The following is an 18726-nucleotide window of genomic DNA, read 5'->3' as shown; positions in this document are numbered from 1 at the left end:
TAGAACAGCGCTGCTGGCGGCGGATGAACCATGTACGGTCGATCAGATAGAGTGAAATACGATGGCGATGATCGTCACGACGTCTGCTCGGCCCCGTGCGACCTATTCGACGCGGCTGTCGATCCATGCGCGCGTCTCATCAAGAACCTCGTCTGATAATTCAGGGTCATCGACCGCTCTGGCGAGGATGACGGCTCCCACCATCGCCGCCCAACTTCCGATCGCTGCACGGCGCGTGTCGGTTGAACCCTTCTTCGGGAGTGCCTTCTCGATACGAGCGATCTGCGCACGCAACCCTTCGGTCATGGCGGCTTTCGCGGCTGGCGTCTGGTGACGAATGGCGGCGGCGAGGCCTGCGGTTGGGCAGCCATTGCCCGGATTATCGCGGTGGCGAGGCGCGAGATAGGATCGGACAAAATCGCTGAACTCGCCGTCTCCGTAACTGTCTGCCGCTAGAGCGTGCGCCAGCGTCTGCGCCACCAGATCGTCCTTGGAAGTGAAGTGCCCGTAGAACCCGCCATGGGTCAGTCCGGCCGCCTTCATGACTTCAGCGACGCTGACCGACTCGAAACCCTTGTCCTTGAACAACCGGCTGGCGACGTCGAGAATCCGGCGTTTGTTCTCCGCCATCTGTTCTCTGCTGACCTTCATTTTCACAATTCTCCGCAACGCCCGTTGACTTTTACATGATGATCATCATATTTAAATCAATCATGATGATCGTCATGAATATAGGTTCAAGCAGAGAAAAGAGCAATCCGATGAGCCAAATTCCTACCGTCCTGATTACCGGCGCCTCCACGGGCATTGGCGCCACCTATGCCGAGCGCTTCGCCCGGCGCGGGCATGATCTCGTGCTGGTCGCCCGAGACATGGCTCGCATGGAGGCGCTCGCGAGTCGTCTGGGCCAGGAAACTGGTGTGAGGATCGATATTCTACCGGCCGATCTCACCCAGGCGACGGATCTTGTGAAGGTCGAAACCAGGCTGCGTGACGATGAGCGCATCGGCATTCTCGTCAACAATGCCGGAACGGCGATCGCCGGAACCTTTGTCGACCAGAGCGTCGACGACATGACCAAGCTGATTGCGCTCAACGCGACCGCACTTGTCCGGCTTTCCAGCGCCATCGCTCCCCGTCTTGCCAAGAACGGCGAGGGCGCAATCGTCAATATCGGTTCCGTCGTGGGCCTCGCGCCGGAATTCGCGATGACGGTCTACGGCGCGACAAAGGCCTTCGTGCTGTTCCTGTCGCAGGGGCTTGCGCACGAACTCGGACCGAAGGGCGTCTACGTCCAGGCCGTGCTTCCCGCGACGACCCGGACCGAGATCTGGGGGCATGTCGGCGCCGACGTCAACGCCCTGAGCAATGTCATGGAAGTGGGCGATCTCGTGGATGCAGCCCTGGTCGGGTTCGACCGCCGCGAGCCGGTTACCATCCCGCCGCTTCCGGATGCCGGCCAGTGGGAGGCATTCGATCTCGCCCGCAAGACCATGATGGCCAACTTCGGCAATGCACTGCCCGGCGAACGGTATCGGAACCCCGTCTGAGCGTCCCCCAGCCAGCGCGCCAACGCCGCAGCACAGCAAACACCATAGGTAAATCATGACCGACAAGACACTTTTCGAACCCTACGCCCTCGGTGCCATTCAGGTTTCCAACCGCATCGTCATGGCGCCGCTAACCCGCAACCGTGCCGGTGCGGGTTTCGTGCCCGGCGATCTGAGCGCCGAGTATTATGCCCAGCGCGCTTCGGCAGGGGTCATAATTACCGAGGCTTCGCAGATCTCCCAGCAGGGGCAGGGCTATCAGGACACGCCCGGTATCTATACCCAGGCGCAGATCGACGGCTGGCGCAAGGTGACTGCCGCCGTTCACGACAAAGGCGGTCGCATCATCCTGCAACTCTGGCATGTCGGTCGCATCAGCCATGTCGACTTGCAGCCCAATGGCGGCCAGCCGGTAGCGCCGTCTGCTATTCGTGCCTCGACCAAGACCTTCGTCAACAATGCTTTCGTCGAGGTTTCAGAACCCCGCGCGCTGGAGATCGATGAACTCCCGGGCATCGTCAACGACTTCCGTCAGGCCGCCGCCAATGCCATCAAGGCGGGTTTCGACGGGGTCGAGGTTCACGGGGCCAACGGCTATCTGCTCGAACAGTTCGCCAAGGACGGCGCCAACGTCCGAACGGATGCCTATGGCGGCTCCGTGGAAAATCGCGCCCGTCTGTTACTGGAAGTCACCGCAGCGGTCGCACAGGAAATCGGCGCCGGGCGCACCGGGATCCGGATTTCGCCGGTCTCACCCGCCAACGGCATTTCCTGCAGCGACCCCCAGGCGCAGTACGATTATATCGTCGACGAGCTCGATGCTCTCGGCATCGCCTACATCCACGTCGTCGAGGGCGCCACGGGCGGCCCGCGCGATGTTGCACCCTTTGATTATGGATCACTGCGCCGCCGATTCAGCAAGACCTATATCGCCAACAATGGTTATAGTCTCGAGCTCGCTGCGTCGCATCTTGCCGATGGCAAGGCGGATCTCATCGCCTTCGGCCGTCCATTCATCGCCAATCCGGATCTCGTGGAACGGCTGCAGAGCAACGCGCCGCTGGCTGATATCAACCCGGCCACGCTCTATGGCGGCGGTGCTGAGGGCTACACCGACTATCCCCGCTTTGCCGAGACATCTGGCAGTTGAGACATCAGGGGCCGCACCTCGCTGCGGCCCAGCTCTCGATATAAGCTCACGGCGCAAACTGTTCGACATCGCCTGAGACAGTATTCTCATTCCATCGGCCCGATTGCGGGCGTAAGCAGGCCAATCATGATCGACGCATCAATGACGACAGCATCGACCAGCCACTACCGCGACGCTGCCAACCGCTTCGTCACCGTGGAGAACATTCGCTTTGCCTATCGCGAGCTTGGTCCGCGCGGCGGTGTCCCGCTGGTCTTGCTCAATCACTGGGGCGCTGTTCTCGACAATTTCGATCCGCGGATTGTCGATGGACTTGCCGCTTCGCATCACGTGATTGCATTGGACTACCGGGGGATCGGCCTTTCCGGCGGGCTGGCCCCCGTGACCATCGATGAGATGGCCCGTGATGTACTGGCTGTCATCGGCAAGCTGGGCTTTGCCACGATTGACCTGTTGGGCTTTTCGCTGGGCGGCTTCGTGGCGCAGGATATTGTGTTCAAGGCCCCCGGTCTGGTGCGCAAGCTGATCCTGACCGGCACGGGGCCTGCGGGTGGCGTGGGTATTGAGCGGGTCGGCGCTGTCTCATGGCCCCTGATCCTCAAGGGCATGCTGACGCTGCACGACCCGAAGACCTATCTGTTCTTCACCTCGACCGCCAATGGACGTCGGGCAGCAAAAGATTTTCTGGCGCGCCTGAAAGAGCGCAAGATCGATCGCGACAAGGATCCGACACCGCGCGCGTTCCTGCGCCAGCTTGCGGCGATCAAGGCCTGGGGGCGTCAGGCACCGCAGGATCTGGGGCGGATTACTGTTCCCGTTCTCGTCGCCAATGGAGATAATGACATCATGGTCCCGACATCCAACAGTCGCGATATGGCCAAGCGTATCCCGCATGCCGAACTGGTGATCTACGGTGATGCCGGTCATGGTGGCATCTTCCAATACCATTCCGAGTTCGTGCCGAAAGCGCTGGCTTTCCTGGCTGCCTGAGCTGACAATCGTTTCAAACCGGAGAACGACCGTGAAAGCCTTCGTCGTAGACAAATACAAGAAGAACGGCCCCCTGCGCCTCGCCGATATGCCTGAACCGGTCATCGGCGCCGATGATGTTCTGGTTCGTATCCATGCCACCGCGATCAACCTCCTCGATTCCAAGTTGCGCGATGGAGAATTCAAGCTGTTCGTGCCCTATCGCCTCCCCTTCATTCTCGGCCACGATCTGGCCGGAACAGTCATCCGCGTCGGCGCCAATGTGCGTAACTTCAAGGCTGGGGACGAGGTTTATGCCCGTCCGCGCGATCTGAGGGCCGGCACCTTCGCAGAGATGATCGCGGTCGATGCCGCAGACCTTGCGCTGAAACCGACGAGTCTCTCCATGGAACAGGCAGCGTCGATCCCGCTCGTCGGCCTGACCGCCTGGCAGGCGCTGGTCGAGGTCGGCAAGGTCAAGCCCGGTCAGAAGGTGTTCATTCAGGCTGGTTCCGGCGGTGTCGGCACCTTCGCCATCCAGCTCGCCAAGCATCTGGGCGCAACCGTCGCGACCACGACGAGTGCTGCGAATGCCGAACTGGTCAAAAGCCTCGGCGCGGATGTGGTGATCGACTATAGGACGCAGGACTTCGAACAGGTGCTGTCCGGTTACGACCTGGTGCTGAACAGCCAGGATGCCAAGACGCTCGCAAAGTCGTTGAACGTCCTGAAACCGGGCGGAAAGCTGATATCGATCTCCGGTCCGCCCGACGTTCCCTTTGCCAAGTCCCTGCGGCTGAATCTGGTCCTGCGCTTCGTCATGGGGATGCTTAGCCGTAACATTTTGAAAAAGGCAAAGAGCCGTGGCGTCGACTATTCGTTTCTGTTCATGCGCGCGGATGGTCAACAACTGACCGAGATCGCCAAATTGATCGACGCCGGCCTCATCCGTCCGGTCGTGGACAAGGTGTTTCCCTTTGCGCAGACTGCAGAGGCGCTGGCCTATGTCGAGAAGGGGCGCACCAGAGGGAAGGTCGTGATCGCCGACGATCGCTAATAATGGTATTCTTGTCCTGCGACCAGCGCGCTATTTGCTATCCCTAGCGGGCAGACTGGAGCCGGACCCGAGACGCAATTTTGGAGAGAACGTGTTGCACCCCGTCAATCGACGGCGGCTGTCGTTTGGCACTTAATCGCAAGAATGCGGCCGTTTGGATTTCGCTTGGCATTTAATTTGAGACTTCATCAAAGTCTCCCGGCATTTCTTAGTGTGCTTGCGTGGGCCGCCAAGCCATTGAAAAAACGGCAGAAGTTACTTCAGTTTCGCCACAGTTGATCGAGAAGCAATCGACTCACATCATGAATTCGTCAGCGGCAAAGTATCAGGTAAGTGTGGCGTGCGAGCTGAATATTCTCGGTGTCCGCAAATCGGTCGTTTTCCGGACAAAGCTTCACAACAACACGGGCGCCAAATTATGGTCGCGTTTAGCGATGATGTCGATGAAACCTGACTAATTCGCCCGACGATTATCGATGGCAAATTCTCGCGCAGCCTGAACGAACGCACTGAAGGCGGCCGGTGGGTTTTTCCTGCCGGGGTAGTACAGCGCTAACGGCGCCAACGCGGGCGTCCAGTCTTCGAGAACGCGCACCAAGCGGCCGGCTGCTATGTCATCGCGTACATCCGCCTCCATAACGTATCCGAGCCCGACGCCATTTTGAGCCGCTATCCTGACCAGGCTTGACTCGTCGAGGGTGATCGAGCCTTGCACATCGATCTGCATAGCATCCCCGTCCTTTTCAAATTTCCACCGAAACAAGGCGTTATTGGGCAGACGGGCACGAATGCAGCGAAACCGGTAGAGGTCCGCTGGTACGGTTGGCCTGCCATGTGCGCGCAGGAAGTCTGGTGATGCGACAACGGCATTGCAGCGCGTCAAACCGAGTGGCACGGCGATCATGTCGGTCGGCACCAGATCGGCTGGCCTCAAGCCTAGGTCGAAGCCCGCCGCAACGATGTCAACGATCCGTCCTTCCGTGACCAGATCGATATGGACCTGGGGGTAGCGCTGCATGAACGACAATATGAGCGGTTCCATCACCTCCCGGGCTGCCGTCGCGAAGGCATTGATGCGCAATGTGCCTGCCGGCGTTGCCTGGAGAGACTGGACCGTAAGCATGGCATCGTGGATATCCATCATTGCCGGGCCAACCCGCTCGGCAAAGGTTTTTCCCGCGTCGGTGAGCGAAACGCTACGCGTTGTCCGGTTGAACAGGCGAACGCCGAGACGCTGCTCCAGCTTTGCAACGGCGTTGCTCAATGCTGTGGTGGACATGCCGAGCTCGAGCGCGGCAGCCCTGAACGAGCCCAGGCGCGCAATGCTGAGGACGGCGTCCAGATCGACGAGAACAGAACGTGTCATTATCCCTCTTTCCGAAACTCCTCATCCTCTTTTATCCTGGTTATCGTGTCAACCAACTCATCTTAAATTACCGTCATCGTCCTCCAGAGGGGGGCGGCGCCCTCAGCTGGCAGAGGCTGAAACCAGGAATGGTGGAACCATGACACTCAAATTACCCAAGGCCATCGAGGCGTATTTCGAGGCCGACCGGACAAGCAGCCCAGATGCGATCGCTGCCACATTCACCGACGACGGCATCGTGAAAGACAAGGGCAAGACCCACAGGGGCGGTGATGCCATCCGCGCATGGATGGCTGATGAAGCTCAGCAATACAGCTACACGGTCGAGCCCTTCCTCATGACCACCGAAAACGGAAAAACCCAGGTAACGGCCCATGCCGCCGGCGACTTCCCCGGCAGCCCCATTGATCTGCGCTTCTTCTTCGTCCTCGCGAACGACAAGGTCGCCGAACTGGAGATCGCCGTATGACAAACTTCCTCACCTTGCAGGGCCGTCGCGCCCTCATCACCGGCGGGACTTCGGGCGCCGGCGCTGCTACCGTGGCGCTGTTCAAAGAGCTTGGTGCCAGCGTACTGACTACCGCTCGTAAGAAGCCTGCTGACTTGGCGGGAGCGGCGTTTGTCGAAGCCGACCTGACCACCACGGAGGGAGTCAAAGCCGTTGTCGATGCAGTCCAGCGGGAACTCGGCGGCCTCGATATTCTCGTGAACGTGCTGGGCGGTTCTTCGGCCCCTTCAGGCGGCTTCACCGCCCTCACCGACGATGAATGGGAGAAAGAGTTCAACCTCAACTTTTTCCCGGCGGTCAGGCTGGATCGCGCTCTCATCCCCGGAATGGTCGCTCAGGGAAGCGGTGTCGTCATCCACGTCACCTCGATCCAGAGAAACCTTCCGCTGCCTGAGGCGACGACCGGTTATGCTTCGGCCAAAGGAGCCCTCAACACCTACAGCAAAAGCATCTCCAAAGAGGTTTCTCCGAAGGGTGTGCGGGTGGTACGGGTCTCTCCCGGCTGGATCGCCGATCCGGGGGCTAACGGTCTGGCTCTCCGCATCGCCAAGGAAGCCGGCATCGAGTACGACGCGGCAATGCAGGTGATCATGAACTCCCTCGGCGGCATACCGCTTGGGCGACCGGCCAAACCGGAAGAGGTTGCTGATCTCATTGCGTTCCTTGCATCGGATCGGGCCGCATCGATTACGGGAACCGAGCATGTGATCGACGGTGGGACGGTTCCGACCGCTTGAACTGGCCATCGAATGCTCCTGCGGGTCAGGTGGGTGCGTCCCACCCGCCGATCTGCGAGTAGATCGCGTCACGAAGATGCCGCACGTCACGGTTCAAGGCAGCCAGTTCCGGGGGTGTTTGGGTAGAGGCTGCCAGCAAGGTATCGCTGAGACAGCCTGCCTTGTGCTGCAAGGCACGGCCCTTGTCTGTCAGCGCCACCAGGACCTGCCGTTCGTTGTTCAGGTTGCGCGTCCGACTTAGGTGTCCTGCTGCTTCAAGCCGCTTTAAGAGCGGGGTGAGCGTGCTGGATTCCAAAGCTAGCTGATCTGCAATCGACACTACCGTCTGCTCGTCTTCCGCCCAGAGCACGTTCAGGACGAGATATTGCGGATAGGTCAGTCCGAGCTCGTCAAGCAGCGGCTTGTATGCGCGCTGGATAGCGATGCCGACACTGTAAATCGCATAGCATAGCTGGTCGCGCAGGGGCGGGGGATCGTTGTGGCGTTTGGTCATTCTGAACTCCTGTAGATGTTCATATAAACGAACTTATCACAAAAACAAATATCGCGATAAGAATTATGTTGACGAGCAGGTTCGGGTATGAAACTTAATAGATATCGCGATAACAGTTATCGCAAAAACCGAGGAGAACGCCATGACACGCAAGCCTATCGCAACAATTTCCGCAATCGCTGCTGCAGCCTCACTGTCAGTTGCTTTGCCGGCGGCGAATGCAGCCGACACCATTCCCAAAGATCAAACCGTGAAAAACGTCGTTCTGGTTCACGGCGCCTTTGCTGATGGTTCCGGCTGGAAGGGTGTTTACGACAATCTCATGAAACGAGGCTATCGCGTCACGATTGTGCAGAACCCTCTGACCTCTCTGGCGGACGATGTCGCCGCCACCAAACGTGCACTGGAACGGCAGGATGGCCCGGTTATACTGGTAGGACATTCCTGGGGTGGCACGGTCATCACGGAAGCGGGCATCGATCCGAAGGTTGCAGGCCTCGTCTATGTCTCTGCGCTCTCCCCGGATGCTGGCGAGACAACGGCGCAGCAATATGAAGGGTTTGCTCCCGCATCGGAATTTGTCATCGAAACGACAGAGGATGGGTTTGGATATGTCAGCCCGGCCAAGTTCAAAGCCGGTTTCGCACATGACGTCAGCGATGCCGAAGCTACATTCATGAGCGCTTCGCAGGTGCCGATCAACATGTCGGCGTTCGGTACCAAGCTCGAGAATGCTGCTTGGCGGACCAAGCCGAGCTGGGCCGTCATCGCCAAAGAAGATAAGGCATTCGATCAGGCTATGCTGATCCATATGGCAGAGCGCATCAAGGCGAAGATCACCAAAGTGTCGGCGAGCCATGCCCTGTTCATGACACAACCGACTGTGGTTGCCGATACAATCGATCAGGCTGCCACGACAGTGTCGGCAAAGAAGCAGTGATCGACTGGCGCTGTCGGGACGGTCAAGGACTCTCCCGATAGCGCTGATCGAGTTATCTTAATCTTGTGCACGGCAGTAGTGAGATCGGCGGTACACTGGATCCCTGATCTGCGAGGCTACTAGCATTATTCTGTCCGCCTATCTGGAGCAGGGGGGCGTCGTGTACCCCGACTTTTCGAAAAAGTCGGGGTATGTAGTGCGGTGACGTCGTCACCAGAAGTGTTCGGGTGTCGCGGAAGCTCGCGATTACTTGGCTCCGGCTGCCGCTTCGATGACAGCGGCGACCTCTGAGGCATGCGACGCCAGAGAAGCATGGCTACCATCAACCTTGGTCAGCTTTGCCTTGATGCGCTCGGCAAAGAATTCCTGTGCGTGAGGATCGAGAGTGAGATCTTTCGAGCTAAGAACATACCAGCTCGGCTTGTCGTGCCAGGCGGCGACTTCGGCCGGAGTATCGAAGGCAATATGATTGATGGGCATCTGGTGGGCCGCCAGGTGCTCGCCGATTTGCTTGGGCAGATCGCCAGCCACGGCGCTTGGGAAGACGGCGGGATCGATCGTCAGATAGCCTTTGGCGTCGGGTCGGATGGCCTTGACGCCCGGCGTGGCCGGACCACTCGCGGCCAGCGCGGAAATCGTCTCCCCCTTTTCCGGTGCGAACGCGGACACATAGACCAGCGATGCGACCTTGGAATTATTGCCGGCTTCCCCGATGACCACGCCGCCCCAGGAATGACCGACGAGCACGGTCGGGCCATCCTGAGCATCGAGAACTGCGTTGGTGGCGGCGACATCGTCGGCCAGCGAGGTCAGCGGGTTCTTGACGGCGGTCACCTTATAGCCCTTGGCGGTAAGAATAGCTGCGACGCCGTCCCAGCTGGTCTCATCGATGAAGGCGCCATGCACCAGCACAATGTTCTTGATGGCTTGCGTGGGAGAAGACTGGGCGAAGGCCGGTGCGATGCCCAGGATGGTGGATGAGAGCATCAGGGCGGACGTGAGAAGAGTTTTCATTTTTGAGGTTCCATTTGCGGCGCGTCTGCGCGGTTGATCGGTCTGGATGATCTGCTATGTTTTCCAGTGGTAGCCCTGTCGGGTCGGGTGATCCGTCGTCTGCGGGTAAAACTTTGCACTGTCTGCGTATTATCGTTTTGAGACACCCAAAACCTACGGATTATTGCGATGGAAGACCATGATCGAAGCCCCGCAACACATGCCCGATCGTCGGCTTCTGAGGGCATGCTCGCCTCTCGGGTTGATCTTTTGTCGCAGATGCTCGAGTTGCTGAGGCTGCAGGGCGAACTCGTGTTCTCTGCGGATCTGACCCATCCATGGGCACTGCGTTTCGAGCCCGGCTCGGCCTACTTCTTCGTCGTGCTGGAGGGAAGCCTGATCGCCCAGATGGGGAGTGAACCCTCGGTAAAGGCGATTGCCGGTGACCTGCTCATGCTGCCACGGGGTGTGGGGCATATCCTCAGCGATGGCAGCGATGCGCCGGCAGTGAATGCTCGCGACCTGATGGATGCGCAATTCACGACCGAGCGGCTGGGCCTCCGCCACGGCGGCGACGGTGAGCCGACCAAGGTTATTGCCGGGGTATTCCACTTCGAAAGCGCGACCGTGCCATGGGTCGTCTCAGCGTTGCCGGCGGTGATCCACATCGAAAAGTCGGGTGGTCAAACCGGCGGATGGCTCGAGGGGCTGGCGCATTTCATGATGATGGAAGCCCAGACGGTGCATCCTGGCTCCTCGGTGATGATCTCCCGCCTCATTGACGTGCTGATCATCCGCGTCATCCGTACTTGGGCGCAGACCAGGAATCCCGGAGATACTGGATGGGTGGGCGCTTTGGCGGATCCCCGTATCAGCCGCGCCCTTAAAGCCATTCATGACGAACCGTTCCGCCGATGGAGCGTGGCCGATCTCGCGAGTGAGGTCGGAATGTCTCGATCATCCTTCGCCGAAAGGTTCTCTTTTCTGGTCAAGGAAGCGCCGTTGTCGTACCAAAACCGCTGGCGGCTTACCCTTGCGCATAGCCTGCTTCGTGAGGCCAATGCGCGTGTGAGCGACGTCGCAAGACAGGTGGGATACGAATCCGAGGCCGCATTCAGCCGGGCATTCAAAGCTCAATTCGGAGTTCCCCCGGTCAGTATCAGATCGGCGCGTTAGATCTTCGGCGACGCCAGTCGCCCTCAATCAGGCCTCACCGTCGATGACCACGTTCCAGCCTCGTAAAATCCCAAGGACATATCCTAAAACGGACATTCCGCGGTCGACCCTCATACCGATCATTTGCTTTGGGCAGATCCGACATTCTCTGCGTGAAATCCGATGAGTGGCTCCTGTTTCAGCCGGCGCGTTTGTTCTGATCTCTCGTCAATGGCTTGGGTCTGATGATTGGAGTTTCAAAAAGTCGAGAAACGCACGCATCCCGGCTCCAAGATGGCGATGCCGCGGATAGTACAAGCAGAGACCTGGATAAGGCGGCGTCCAGTCGGCAAGCACTTGGCGGAGGCTCCCGTCGGCGAGCGCTTCCGCCGCCAGCCAACGCGTTACATATGCCAGGCCGCAGTCAGAAAGAGCAGCTGTCATGAGAAGCCGGGACTGGTCGACAACGAGATTGCCAGAGGTCGGCACGATGATGTTCTCGCCGCGTCGCTGAAACTCCCACCTGTAGATTGCCCCGCTGGCCATCCGTAATTGAATGCACTGATGTCGTGCAAGATCGGATGGAGTCCTCACAGGCGGTGATGCATCCAGATAGGCAGGCGAGGCCACGACGATGTGCTGCTGGTCCGGGCCAATCGGGATCGCCACCATATCACCGGGAACGAGTTCCGCCGCCCGGACGCCGCAGTCAAAGCCGCCTTCCGCGATATCGACCAATCTACCCTCTGACTTAAGTTCGAAGCGCATTGCCGGCTGAAGCTTCATGAAGCGGGTCAGCAGCGGCATCAGAACCTGTTCGGCGGCGTTGGCGTCGCAGTTGATCCGCACGAGCCCGGACGGCGATGCGGCCTGTTCGTGAAGCTCCTCGACCGCTAGACCTATTTCTCCAAGTGCCGGCAAGAGCCGCGCCGCAAGTCGTCGGCCTGGCTCTGTCAGCGACACGTTCCGCGTCGAGCGGTGAAAGAGCTTCACCTTGAGACGCCTCTCCAGTCCGGCCACCGCGTGACTGAGCGCCGACGCCGTCTGGTCAAGCGTCCTCGCAGCCGCACGAAACCCTCCGTGCTCGGCAACCGCAAGGAAGGCCGCAAGTTCGCCAGGAGGGAGCGAGCCGACTGTTCGAATTAACTCATCATTGCGTGTAGCGTTCGTCATCTAGTTCACGAATGCCACGTTGTTATCTTCGGGACAAGTCGAATGTCTGAAGGAGAATGACCATGACTTCACCCATCCCGTTCGGGTTTTCGTCAACCGCCGCCGATGTCCTCGCGGGTGTCGAGCTGGCCGGCCTGAACGTCATCGTGACCGGAGGAGCAGGGGGCATCGGGCTGGAGGCCAGCCGCGCTCTCGCCGCCGCAGGCGCGGCCGTGACGATCGCGGCTCGCCGGCCGGACGAGGCCGAGAGAGCTGTCGGCGAGTTGAAGCGGGCGATGCCCGAGGCTCGCCTGCGCGTTCGTCGGCTGGATCTCGCCGATCCGTCGTCGGTCCGAGAATTCGTCGAGAGCTGGAACGACCCTCTGCACATCCTCGTCAACAACGCGGGTGTCATGGCCATTCCGGAACTGCAGAGAACTGCGGAAGGGCGGGAAATGCAGTTCGCCACGAACTACCTTGGACATTTCGCTCTCGCGCTCGGCTTGCGGCCGCATCTGGCGAAGGCGAACGGCGCACGCGTCGTCAACGTCGCCTCGACCGGCAGCCTGTTCGCGCCGGTGTTCTGGGACGATCCGGATTTCCGCTTCATTCCATACGATCCGCTGCTGGCCTACGGGCAGTCTAAGACGGCCTGCATCCTAATGTCCGTCGGCATTACGCAGGCGTGGGCGTGCGACGGTATCACGTCGAATGCTCTCAACCCCGGAGCGATAGCAACCGGACTTCAGAAACACACAGGCGGCCTGCGGACGCCCGAGCATCTGCGCAAGACAATAGAGCAAGGGGCAGCCACTTCGGTGCTGCTTGCGGGGTCGCCGCTCGTGGAAGGCATTTCCGGAAGATATTTCGATGACTGCCAGGAAGCCGATGTCATCGATGAACGCGGAGCGGGACCATTCAAGGGCGTCGCAAGATACGCGGTCGATGCGGATAATGCCTTTCGTCTGTGGGAGATGGCGACGCGGATGGTCTCATCGCCGCTGTAAGCCGGGCCACCCTGTCGGACCTCAACGGCCGGGCAGGGTGGTGCCTGTGCGTCGCGCTGCTAGCGTAATCCAACCTTGGCTGCCACTGGAAGACGGTACGGCGCGCCGAGCGGGGACACGCCATGAGCATGTCGGAAGCCCAGTGCCTATCCTCTTTCGACACGATGCGCACGGCCACCTATGCCACGGCATAGAAGGTCTACGCCAAATCGCGTCGCAACATGAATATCCTGACAGCCTCCGATCTCGGTTAACCTGTCGCTGCGACTTGCGGGACGGCCCTGCTTTATCAGCGTACATCAACTGGAAGGGCAGTAAGGAAGGCTCTGCTGGTGGATGACGGCGGTTCGCGCTGCTCAACGGGAATTCATACGAAGCATGTTGCGGGCGATCATCGCGGCGTGGCTTCAAGCGAGATCGTCGAAAGGAGTAACCGGCGTTATCGCTGATCCCATTTGTCCAGCATGCCGTAATACCAGACGGCCAAAGGAAGGAAATAAGGCTTGCCGTTGTAAAACCGACGCCCGTCGAAGGGGAGATTGCGATAGACAGTTTTCCCAAGATCGGAGCCGAGCATTTCGTAGGCGACCCTGCTTCCGAGCCAGCTTGCACGGGCAACGCCCGTCCCGTTGTACCCGCCGGCGAAATACATTCCGTCGATCGTCTGCACGTGCGGCAGATGGTCGAAAGTGAAGCCGAGCTGGCCATGCCAGTAGTTGGTAATCTTCGCCGATTCCAGTTCGGGGAACACCGCCAGCAGAAGGCTGCGAATATATTTGGCATTCGCAACGGCGCTTTCGTGGGTGCCGCTCATGTTGAGAACCCGACCGCCGAAGACGATGCGTGTGCCGTCGGGGGAGGGGCGGTAGTAGGTGACGACGCGCTGGCTACCAGCCAGCATCTGCCGCTTGGGCATCAGGCGGTCCATGACCTCCACGGGCAGTTGTTCGGTTGCGATCAGGCCGCTTCCCACCGGAATGATACGGCGCTTCAGGTGTGGCAGAAGCGAGCCACTATAGCCGTTCGCAGCAAGCAGGATCTGTTGCGCCGCAATTGTCCGCGAGCCGACTTTGAAGGAAAATCCCCCGTTTTTTCTCTCCAGGTCTGAAACGCGCGCATTGCTGTAGATTTTTACGCCCAGACGCTTGGCGGCCTCGGCAAGGCCTTTCACATACTTGGCCGGATGGATGCCGCAATAGCCGGGCATGGCGACGCCGCCGTGATAAAGGTCGGAGCCAATCTCCTTGTGCTGCTCGGAGCGCGGCACCATATGGGCGTTGCAGGCGATGATCTTGCGAATGCGGTCCATGTTGCGACCGATGGCGTCATAGACCCGAGGCGTCATAGCGCCTTTGAAATATCCGACCTCCTTGAGATCGCAGTCGATCTTCTCCATCGCGACGACATCCTTGACGTGGTGGAGCGAATGGATGCTTTCCTCGACGATTTGCCGCGCCGTGTCAGCGCCGTACTGCATTCCGGTGTCGAAGAAGGCCCAGCCGGGGCCGAGGAAGCCGCCGTTTCGCGACGACGCGCCATAGCCTGGCTCGTCCGCTTCAAACACGCTGACCTGCTTGCCAGCCCGCGCAAGGACAAGAGCTGCGTTAAGGCCGGTGAAGCCAGCACCGACGATCGCTACCTCGGTAGACGACGGAAGATCATCGGTCTGGACGGGCGACGGGCGCGCCTCCTCCCACCAGAAGGGAAGGTCGGTGGCATTGTCCGAGAAAAAGGGTGCTTTCAGCTGCATCATGTGTCTCACATCGCTGGAAACACCAGTATGTTTTTGCCAGACAGATTTCCCTGCTCTTTTTCGTACAATTTCAGTGGAATGCTCTGTTTTGCGGTTGGAGGCGGGCCTAAAGAGTGCGGGCGAACGCGCATCATTTCTTCTTCTCGGGTTGCGGGCGCCCTCGTCCACAGCCGCATGCAGTCGCGTGACTGCCCAGCGAGCAGTTGATGAAGCTCCAACTTAATACAATATGTAGAGCCATTAAATAGCAGGTGAATGTCGTATGGGCTACAGTCTCCCCAGTTGAAGGACCTGCAGTTATGACAAACGCCGACGCGATCAGTAAGATTTCCACCCCTAGCCTCATTGTTGACGAAGCACGCATGTTGCGGAACATCTCCAGATTGCAGCGGCACCTCGACAGTTTGAACGTCTCGATACGTCCGCACCTCAAGACGGTGAAATCGGTCGATGCCGCGAAGCGTATCCTCTCGAGCGGCAACGGTCCGGCTACCGTCTCGACCCTGAAGGAGGCGGAAGTTTTCGCGTCGGCAGGCGTGCGGGATATCCTCTATGCCGTCGGCATCGGGCCGCAAAAACTGGACCGGGTGCTTGCGCTTCGTGCTGGCGGCTGCGATCTTTCCGTCGTGCTGGACACGCCCGAACAAGCAAGAGCCGTGGTTGAGGCCTCCCGCCGGGCGAAAGATGGCATCCCGGCGTTGATTGAGATTGACTCGGATGGTCACCGCGCGGGTTTGAAGCCGGACGATCCCGCCTTGATCGATATTGGCCGTATCTTGCACGAGGAAGGCGCTGTGCTGCGCGGCGTCGTTACTCACGCCGGCGAAAGCTATGGCGTGGTGGGTGCCGAAGCGCTGGCGGCCTTCGCGGAGCGCGAGCGCCTGGCTGCCGTTACTGCGGCGGAAGCCTTGAGAGCCGCAGGACTGCCTTGTCCGACGGTCAGTGTCGGTTCGACGCCGACAGCCCACTTCGCCCGTGATCTGTCCGGCGTCACGGAAGTCAGGGCCGGGGTATATGTCTTTTTTGATCTCGTTATGGCTGGCATCGGCGTCTGCAGCTTGGACGATATCGCGCTTTCCGTGCTGACGACTGTGATCGGCTATCAGAAGGAACGCGGCTGGATTATTGTGGATGCCGGCTGGATGGCCCTGTCGCGCGATCGCGGCACGGCGAGCCAGGCGGTCGACCAGGCATATGGCGTCGTTTGTGACATTCATGGCGATGTGATTGACGATCTGATCGTTAAATCCGCGAACCAGGAGCATGGTATTCTGGCTCTGAGGCCTGGAAGCTCGGCACGCTTGCCAAATCTTCCGCTTGGAACCCAGCTACGCATTTTGCCCAATCACGCCTGCGCCACAGGTGCGCAATTCGCCAGCTATACGGTGCTGCCAGCTGACGGCTCCACGACGCTTGCCCAGTGGCCCCGCTTCAGCGGCTGGTAAGGAGTTTGCTATGCTGTTCATATCCGAAGAAGAATCCGCAACGCTTGTAACGCATGATCTGGCCTTTACCGCTGCATGGGAAGCGCTGATCGCGGCTTGCGACGGAGCGACCGCGTCTTTTCCAGTCGTACTCGGCCATGGCTCTTCGACCGACAACCGCTTTTCGGTCAAGGCAGCCGCAACAGTAGAGTTGGCCGGGCTGAAAGTCGGCTCTTACTGGCCGGGAAACCGAGACCTTGGCCTCAGTCGGCATAATTCGCTTATCCTGCTGTTCGATCAAGACACCGGACGGATCGGCATGGCGATGGAGGCGGGCACAGTCAATGCCTACCGCACCGCCGCCGCCGATGCTGTTGCGGCCGACAAACTGGCGCGCCGGGATGCCGAAACGCTTGCGATCTTCGGCGCGGGTCATCAAGCGCGCTACGAATGCATGGCTTTGGCGCGTGTGCGCTCTCTTCGCCGTGTGATGATCGTTGCACGCAATGGCGAACAGGCTGAAGAGATGCGATCCGCATTGCGCCAACATGGCTTGAATGCCGAGGTGGCTGCACCGCAAAATGCTTGCGCGGAAGCGGACATCATCGTTACTGCGACATCGTCACGGGCGCCATTGTTCGAAGCTGACTGGGTCCGACCTGGAACGCATGTCGCCAGCATGGGTTCCGATGCCCGCGGCAAACAGGAATTACCGCCGGCGCTGTTTGCCCGCGGCGACCTGTTCTGCGATCTTCCCGAACAGGCGCGCAGCATCGGCGAATTCCAGCATGCTGCGGCCGATCTGGAGGTCACGGCACTGGGCGATGTGCTGGCGGGGCGTCGGCCGGGCCGTTCCTCCGATAGTGCCATCACCATCTTCGACAGTTCCGGTTTGTCGTTGCAGGATCTTTACATCGCCCGCCACTTGCTTGCCAAACGCGGCACACATGAAACGCCGCTCTCAGCGGACAATTGAAAGGAGGATCGCGGCCGATGACATCACCTCTTCAGCACCTGCAACAATCCGGACGGCTAAAGAAGTTTTACATCGATGGCAAATGGGTCCTTCCCAGCGGCTCAGACAGGGTCGCCGTCACTAATCCTGCCACCGAGCTGGAATTTGCGGAAATAGCGCTCGGCAATGAAGAAGACGTTGCGCTCGCTGTTGCAGCCGCAAGAGGCGCTTTCCTCGACTGGGCTCGAACCGGTCCGGCAGACCGGGCGGAACTTCTCAATCGCGTCCATCAGCTGATGCAACAGAGATTAGAACTTCTGGCGCAAGCTTTGACGATGGAAATGGGTGCGGCGATCAATTATGCGCGAAGCGTTCAAGTTCCCCTTGCTGCCGAACATATCAAGGTGGCTCGCGACAATGCGGCCAACTATTCGTTTCTTTCGCAACGGGGTCATACGGCGATCCTCCGCGAGCCGATCGGCGTATGCGGATTGATCACACCGTGGAACTGGCCGTTGTACCAGATAACCGCGAAGGTCGGCCCCGCTTTGGCGGCGGGATGCACGGTGGTTTTGAAGCCGAGCGAGCTTTCGCCCCTTAGTGCGTTGCTGTTTGCCGAAATCGTCGAAGATGCCGGCTTTCCGCCTGGCGTTTTCAACCTCGTCAACGGCGAAGGCACCATTGTCGGCGCTGGCTTGTCCGCACATCCCGATGTGGACATGATTTCCATCACCGGCTCGACCAGAGCCGGCATTTTGGTCGCACAGGCGGCGGCTCCGACAGTAAAACGGGTGGCACAGGAACTCGGCGGAAAATCGCCGAACATCATCCTTGCGGATGCGGATATGACGCGGGCCGTGCCTTTGGGCGTCGCTGCAGCGTTTCGAAATCTGGGGCAGTCCTGCAGCGCGCCGACCCGCATGATCGTGCCGCGCTCGCACCAGAAGCACATCGAGGAACTGGCATCGGCAGCGGCTCTGGAAATAGTTGTGGGCGACCCGTTATCGGAGCGTACCACACACGGCCCGGTCGCGAACCGCGCGCAGTTTGACCGGATTCAGCGGATGATATCGATCGGCATAGATGAGGGCGCCAAACTTGTCGTCGGAGGGACCGGCAGACCCGACGGCCTGGATACCGGCTTTTACGTGCAGCCGACGATCTTTTCAGACGTAGATACGAAAATGCAAATTGCCCAGCAGGAAATCTTCGGACCCGTCTTGTCCATAATTTCTTACGATACGCTCGAAGAGGCGATAGAGATCGCAAACGACACGGTCTACGGTCTGGGAGCCCATGTTCAGGGGACGGACCTTCAAACTGTGCGAATGGTGGCGGAGCAGATCCGATCTGGACAGGTGCATCTCAATTATCCAGCGTGGGACCCCAACGCGCCTTTTGGTGGATACAAGCAATCCGGCAACGGCCGGGAATATGGAACAGAGGGCATGGAAGAATATCTGGAGATCAAGTCGATCCTGGGTTTCTATCCCTGAACCCAGTCAAACCTGCTTCTC

Annotated in this window: 18 protein-coding genes; 12 read left to right on the top strand and 6 right to left on the bottom strand. The window is 59.5% G+C overall.

Annotated elements, in window-relative coordinates; genetic code table 11:
• Positions 1-102: 102 nt before the first annotated feature.
• A complete protein-coding gene (locus NYR50_RS18670) occupies positions 103-651 on the bottom strand; it encodes a TetR/AcrR family transcriptional regulator (RefSeq protein ID WP_174010871.1) in 549 nt (182 codons plus the stop codon).
• Positions 652-761: 110 nt separating this feature from the next.
• Here NYR50_RS18670 and NYR50_RS18665 point away from each other — a divergent pair, with 110 nt between their 5' ends.
• From NYR50_RS18665 to NYR50_RS18650, 4 genes are all read left to right on the top strand, one after another.
• Positions 762-1550 carry an SDR family NAD(P)-dependent oxidoreductase gene (locus NYR50_RS18665; RefSeq protein ID WP_174010872.1) on the top strand — a complete coding sequence of 263 codons (789 nt, stop codon included), beginning with the start codon at positions 762-764 and terminating at the stop codon, positions 1548-1550.
• Between the two features lie 55 nt (positions 1551-1605).
• Positions 1606-2700: an alkene reductase gene (locus NYR50_RS18660; RefSeq protein ID WP_418137816.1), complete on the top strand. Its 1095-nt coding sequence runs from the start codon at positions 1606-1608 to the stop codon at positions 2698-2700.
• Positions 2701-2826: 126 nt separating this feature from the next.
• The gene (locus NYR50_RS18655; protein WP_418137815.1) at positions 2827-3690 is read left to right on the top strand and encodes an alpha/beta fold hydrolase; all 864 of its coding nucleotides are present in this window, start codon (positions 2827-2829) and stop codon (positions 3688-3690) included.
• Positions 3691-3721: 31 nt separating this feature from the next.
• A complete protein-coding gene (locus tag NYR50_RS18650; protein WP_418137814.1) occupies positions 3722-4726 on the top strand; it encodes an NADP-dependent oxidoreductase in 1005 nt (334 codons plus the stop codon).
• Positions 4727-5180: 454 nt separating this feature from the next.
• Here the strand turns inward: NYR50_RS18650 and NYR50_RS18645 are convergent, their stop codons facing one another.
• A complete protein-coding gene (locus NYR50_RS18645; RefSeq protein WP_418137813.1) occupies positions 5181-6092 on the bottom strand; it encodes a LysR family transcriptional regulator in 912 nt (303 codons plus the stop codon).
• Positions 6093-6231: 139 nt separating this feature from the next.
• On the opposite strand from NYR50_RS18645, the gene NYR50_RS18640 reads away from it, so the two are divergent.
• On the top strand, positions 6232-6561 hold the full coding sequence (locus NYR50_RS18640) for a nuclear transport factor 2 family protein (RefSeq protein ID WP_418137812.1): 330 nt from the start codon (positions 6232-6234) through the stop codon (positions 6559-6561).
• Positions 6558-7337: an SDR family oxidoreductase gene (locus tag NYR50_RS18635; protein WP_418137811.1), complete on the top strand. Its 780-nt coding sequence runs from the start codon at positions 6558-6560 to the stop codon at positions 7335-7337. Before NYR50_RS18640 ends, NYR50_RS18635 begins: the two co-directional genes overlap by 4 nt.
• Positions 7338-7362: 25 nt before the next feature.
• On the opposite strand, the gene NYR50_RS18630 is transcribed toward NYR50_RS18635, so the two are convergent.
• The gene (locus NYR50_RS18630) at positions 7363-7830 is read right to left on the bottom strand and encodes a MarR family winged helix-turn-helix transcriptional regulator (protein ID WP_418137810.1); all 468 of its coding nucleotides are present in this window, start codon (positions 7828-7830) and stop codon (positions 7363-7365) included.
• Positions 7831-7972: 142 nt separating this feature from the next.
• Between NYR50_RS18630 and NYR50_RS18625 the strand changes: the two genes are divergently transcribed.
• Positions 7973-8770 carry an alpha/beta fold hydrolase gene (locus tag NYR50_RS18625; protein ID WP_418137809.1) on the top strand — a complete coding sequence of 266 codons (798 nt, stop codon included), beginning with the start codon at positions 7973-7975 and terminating at the stop codon, positions 8768-8770.
• Positions 8771-9016: 246 nt separating this feature from the next.
• On the opposite strand, the gene NYR50_RS18620 is transcribed toward NYR50_RS18625, so the two are convergent.
• Positions 9017-9784 carry an alpha/beta hydrolase gene (locus tag NYR50_RS18620; RefSeq protein ID WP_418137808.1) on the bottom strand — a complete coding sequence of 256 codons (768 nt, stop codon included), beginning with the start codon at positions 9782-9784 and terminating at the stop codon, positions 9017-9019.
• Positions 9785-9952: 168 nt separating this feature from the next.
• Between NYR50_RS18620 and NYR50_RS18615 the strand changes: the two genes are divergently transcribed.
• Positions 9953-10939, top strand: coding sequence for an AraC family transcriptional regulator (locus NYR50_RS18615; RefSeq protein WP_418137807.1), 987 nt, complete (start codon positions 9953-9955; stop codon positions 10937-10939).
• A 207-nt stretch (positions 10940-11146) separates the two neighbouring features.
• Here NYR50_RS18615 and NYR50_RS18610 read toward each other — a convergent pair whose 3' ends face one another.
• A complete protein-coding gene (locus NYR50_RS18610; RefSeq protein WP_418137806.1) occupies positions 11147-12091 on the bottom strand; it encodes a LysR family transcriptional regulator in 945 nt (314 codons plus the stop codon).
• Between the two features lie 62 nt (positions 12092-12153).
• Between NYR50_RS18610 and NYR50_RS18605 the strand changes: the two genes are divergently transcribed.
• Complete coding sequence (locus NYR50_RS18605) at positions 12154-13077, top strand: SDR family NAD(P)-dependent oxidoreductase (protein ID WP_418137805.1); 924 nt, start codon at positions 12154-12156, stop codon at positions 13075-13077.
• Between the two features lie 439 nt (positions 13078-13516).
• Here NYR50_RS18605 and NYR50_RS18600 read toward each other — a convergent pair whose 3' ends face one another.
• On the bottom strand, positions 13517-14998 hold the full coding sequence (locus NYR50_RS18600; protein WP_418137804.1) for an NAD(P)/FAD-dependent oxidoreductase: 1482 nt from the start codon (positions 14996-14998) through the stop codon (positions 13517-13519).
• 131 nt (positions 14999-15129) lie between these two features.
• Between NYR50_RS18600 and NYR50_RS18595 the strand changes: the two genes are divergently transcribed.
• The 3 genes from NYR50_RS18595 to NYR50_RS18585 are packed head-to-tail and all read left to right on the top strand — an operon-like array spanning position 15130 to position 18705.
• Complete coding sequence (locus tag NYR50_RS18595) at positions 15130-16275, top strand: DSD1 family PLP-dependent enzyme (RefSeq protein WP_418137803.1); 1146 nt, start codon at positions 15130-15132, stop codon at positions 16273-16275.
• Positions 16276-16285: 10 nt separating this feature from the next.
• Positions 16286-17230, top strand: a complete 945-nt coding sequence (locus NYR50_RS18590) for an ornithine cyclodeaminase family protein (RefSeq protein WP_418137802.1) — start codon at positions 16286-16288, stop codon at positions 17228-17230.
• 17 nt (positions 17231-17247) lie between these two features.
• On the top strand, positions 17248-18705 hold the full coding sequence (locus tag NYR50_RS18585; RefSeq protein WP_418137801.1) for an aldehyde dehydrogenase family protein: 1458 nt from the start codon (positions 17248-17250) through the stop codon (positions 18703-18705).
• Positions 18706-18726 lie beyond the last annotated feature (21 nt).

This window comes from Agrobacterium sp. El2ro-1b, assembly GCF_048298475.1.
Lineage (GTDB): Bacteria > Pseudomonadota > Alphaproteobacteria > Rhizobiales > Rhizobiaceae > Agrobacterium > Agrobacterium fabrum.
This window is presented reverse-complemented; position numbering and strand designations above follow the sequence as displayed.

Coding starts and splice junctions, on each gene's coding strand:
- NYR50_RS18670 (WP_174010871.1), bottom strand. CDS start 651: ATGAAGGTCAGCAGAGAACAGATGGCGGAGAACAAACGCCGGATTCTC.
- NYR50_RS18665 (WP_174010872.1), top strand. CDS start 762: ATGAGCCAAATTCCTACCGTCCTGATTACCGGCGCCTCCACGGGCATT.
- NYR50_RS18660 (WP_418137816.1), top strand. CDS start 1,606: ATGACCGACAAGACACTTTTCGAACCCTACGCCCTCGGTGCCATTCAG.
- NYR50_RS18655 (WP_418137815.1), top strand. CDS start 2,827: ATGATCGACGCATCAATGACGACAGCATCGACCAGCCACTACCGCGAC.
- NYR50_RS18645 (WP_418137813.1), bottom strand. CDS start 6,092: ATGACACGTTCTGTTCTCGTCGATCTGGACGCCGTCCTCAGCATTGCG.
- NYR50_RS18640 (WP_418137812.1), top strand. CDS start 6,232: ATGACACTCAAATTACCCAAGGCCATCGAGGCGTATTTCGAGGCCGAC.
- NYR50_RS18635 (WP_418137811.1), top strand. CDS start 6,558: ATGACAAACTTCCTCACCTTGCAGGGCCGTCGCGCCCTCATCACCGGC.
- NYR50_RS18630 (WP_418137810.1), bottom strand. CDS start 7,830: ATGACCAAACGCCACAACGATCCCCCGCCCCTGCGCGACCAGCTATGC.
- NYR50_RS18625 (WP_418137809.1), top strand. CDS start 7,973: ATGACACGCAAGCCTATCGCAACAATTTCCGCAATCGCTGCTGCAGCC.
- NYR50_RS18620 (WP_418137808.1), bottom strand. CDS start 9,784: ATGAAAACTCTTCTCACGTCCGCCCTGATGCTCTCATCCACCATCCTG.
- NYR50_RS18615 (WP_418137807.1), top strand. CDS start 9,953: ATGGAAGACCATGATCGAAGCCCCGCAACACATGCCCGATCGTCGGCT.
- NYR50_RS18610 (WP_418137806.1), bottom strand. CDS start 12,091: ATGACGAACGCTACACGCAATGATGAGTTAATTCGAACAGTCGGCTCG.
- NYR50_RS18605 (WP_418137805.1), top strand. CDS start 12,154: ATGACTTCACCCATCCCGTTCGGGTTTTCGTCAACCGCCGCCGATGTC.
- NYR50_RS18595 (WP_418137803.1), top strand. CDS start 15,130: ATGACAAACGCCGACGCGATCAGTAAGATTTCCACCCCTAGCCTCATT.
- NYR50_RS18590 (WP_418137802.1), top strand. CDS start 16,286: ATGCTGTTCATATCCGAAGAAGAATCCGCAACGCTTGTAACGCATGAT.
- NYR50_RS18585 (WP_418137801.1), top strand. CDS start 17,248: ATGACATCACCTCTTCAGCACCTGCAACAATCCGGACGGCTAAAGAAG.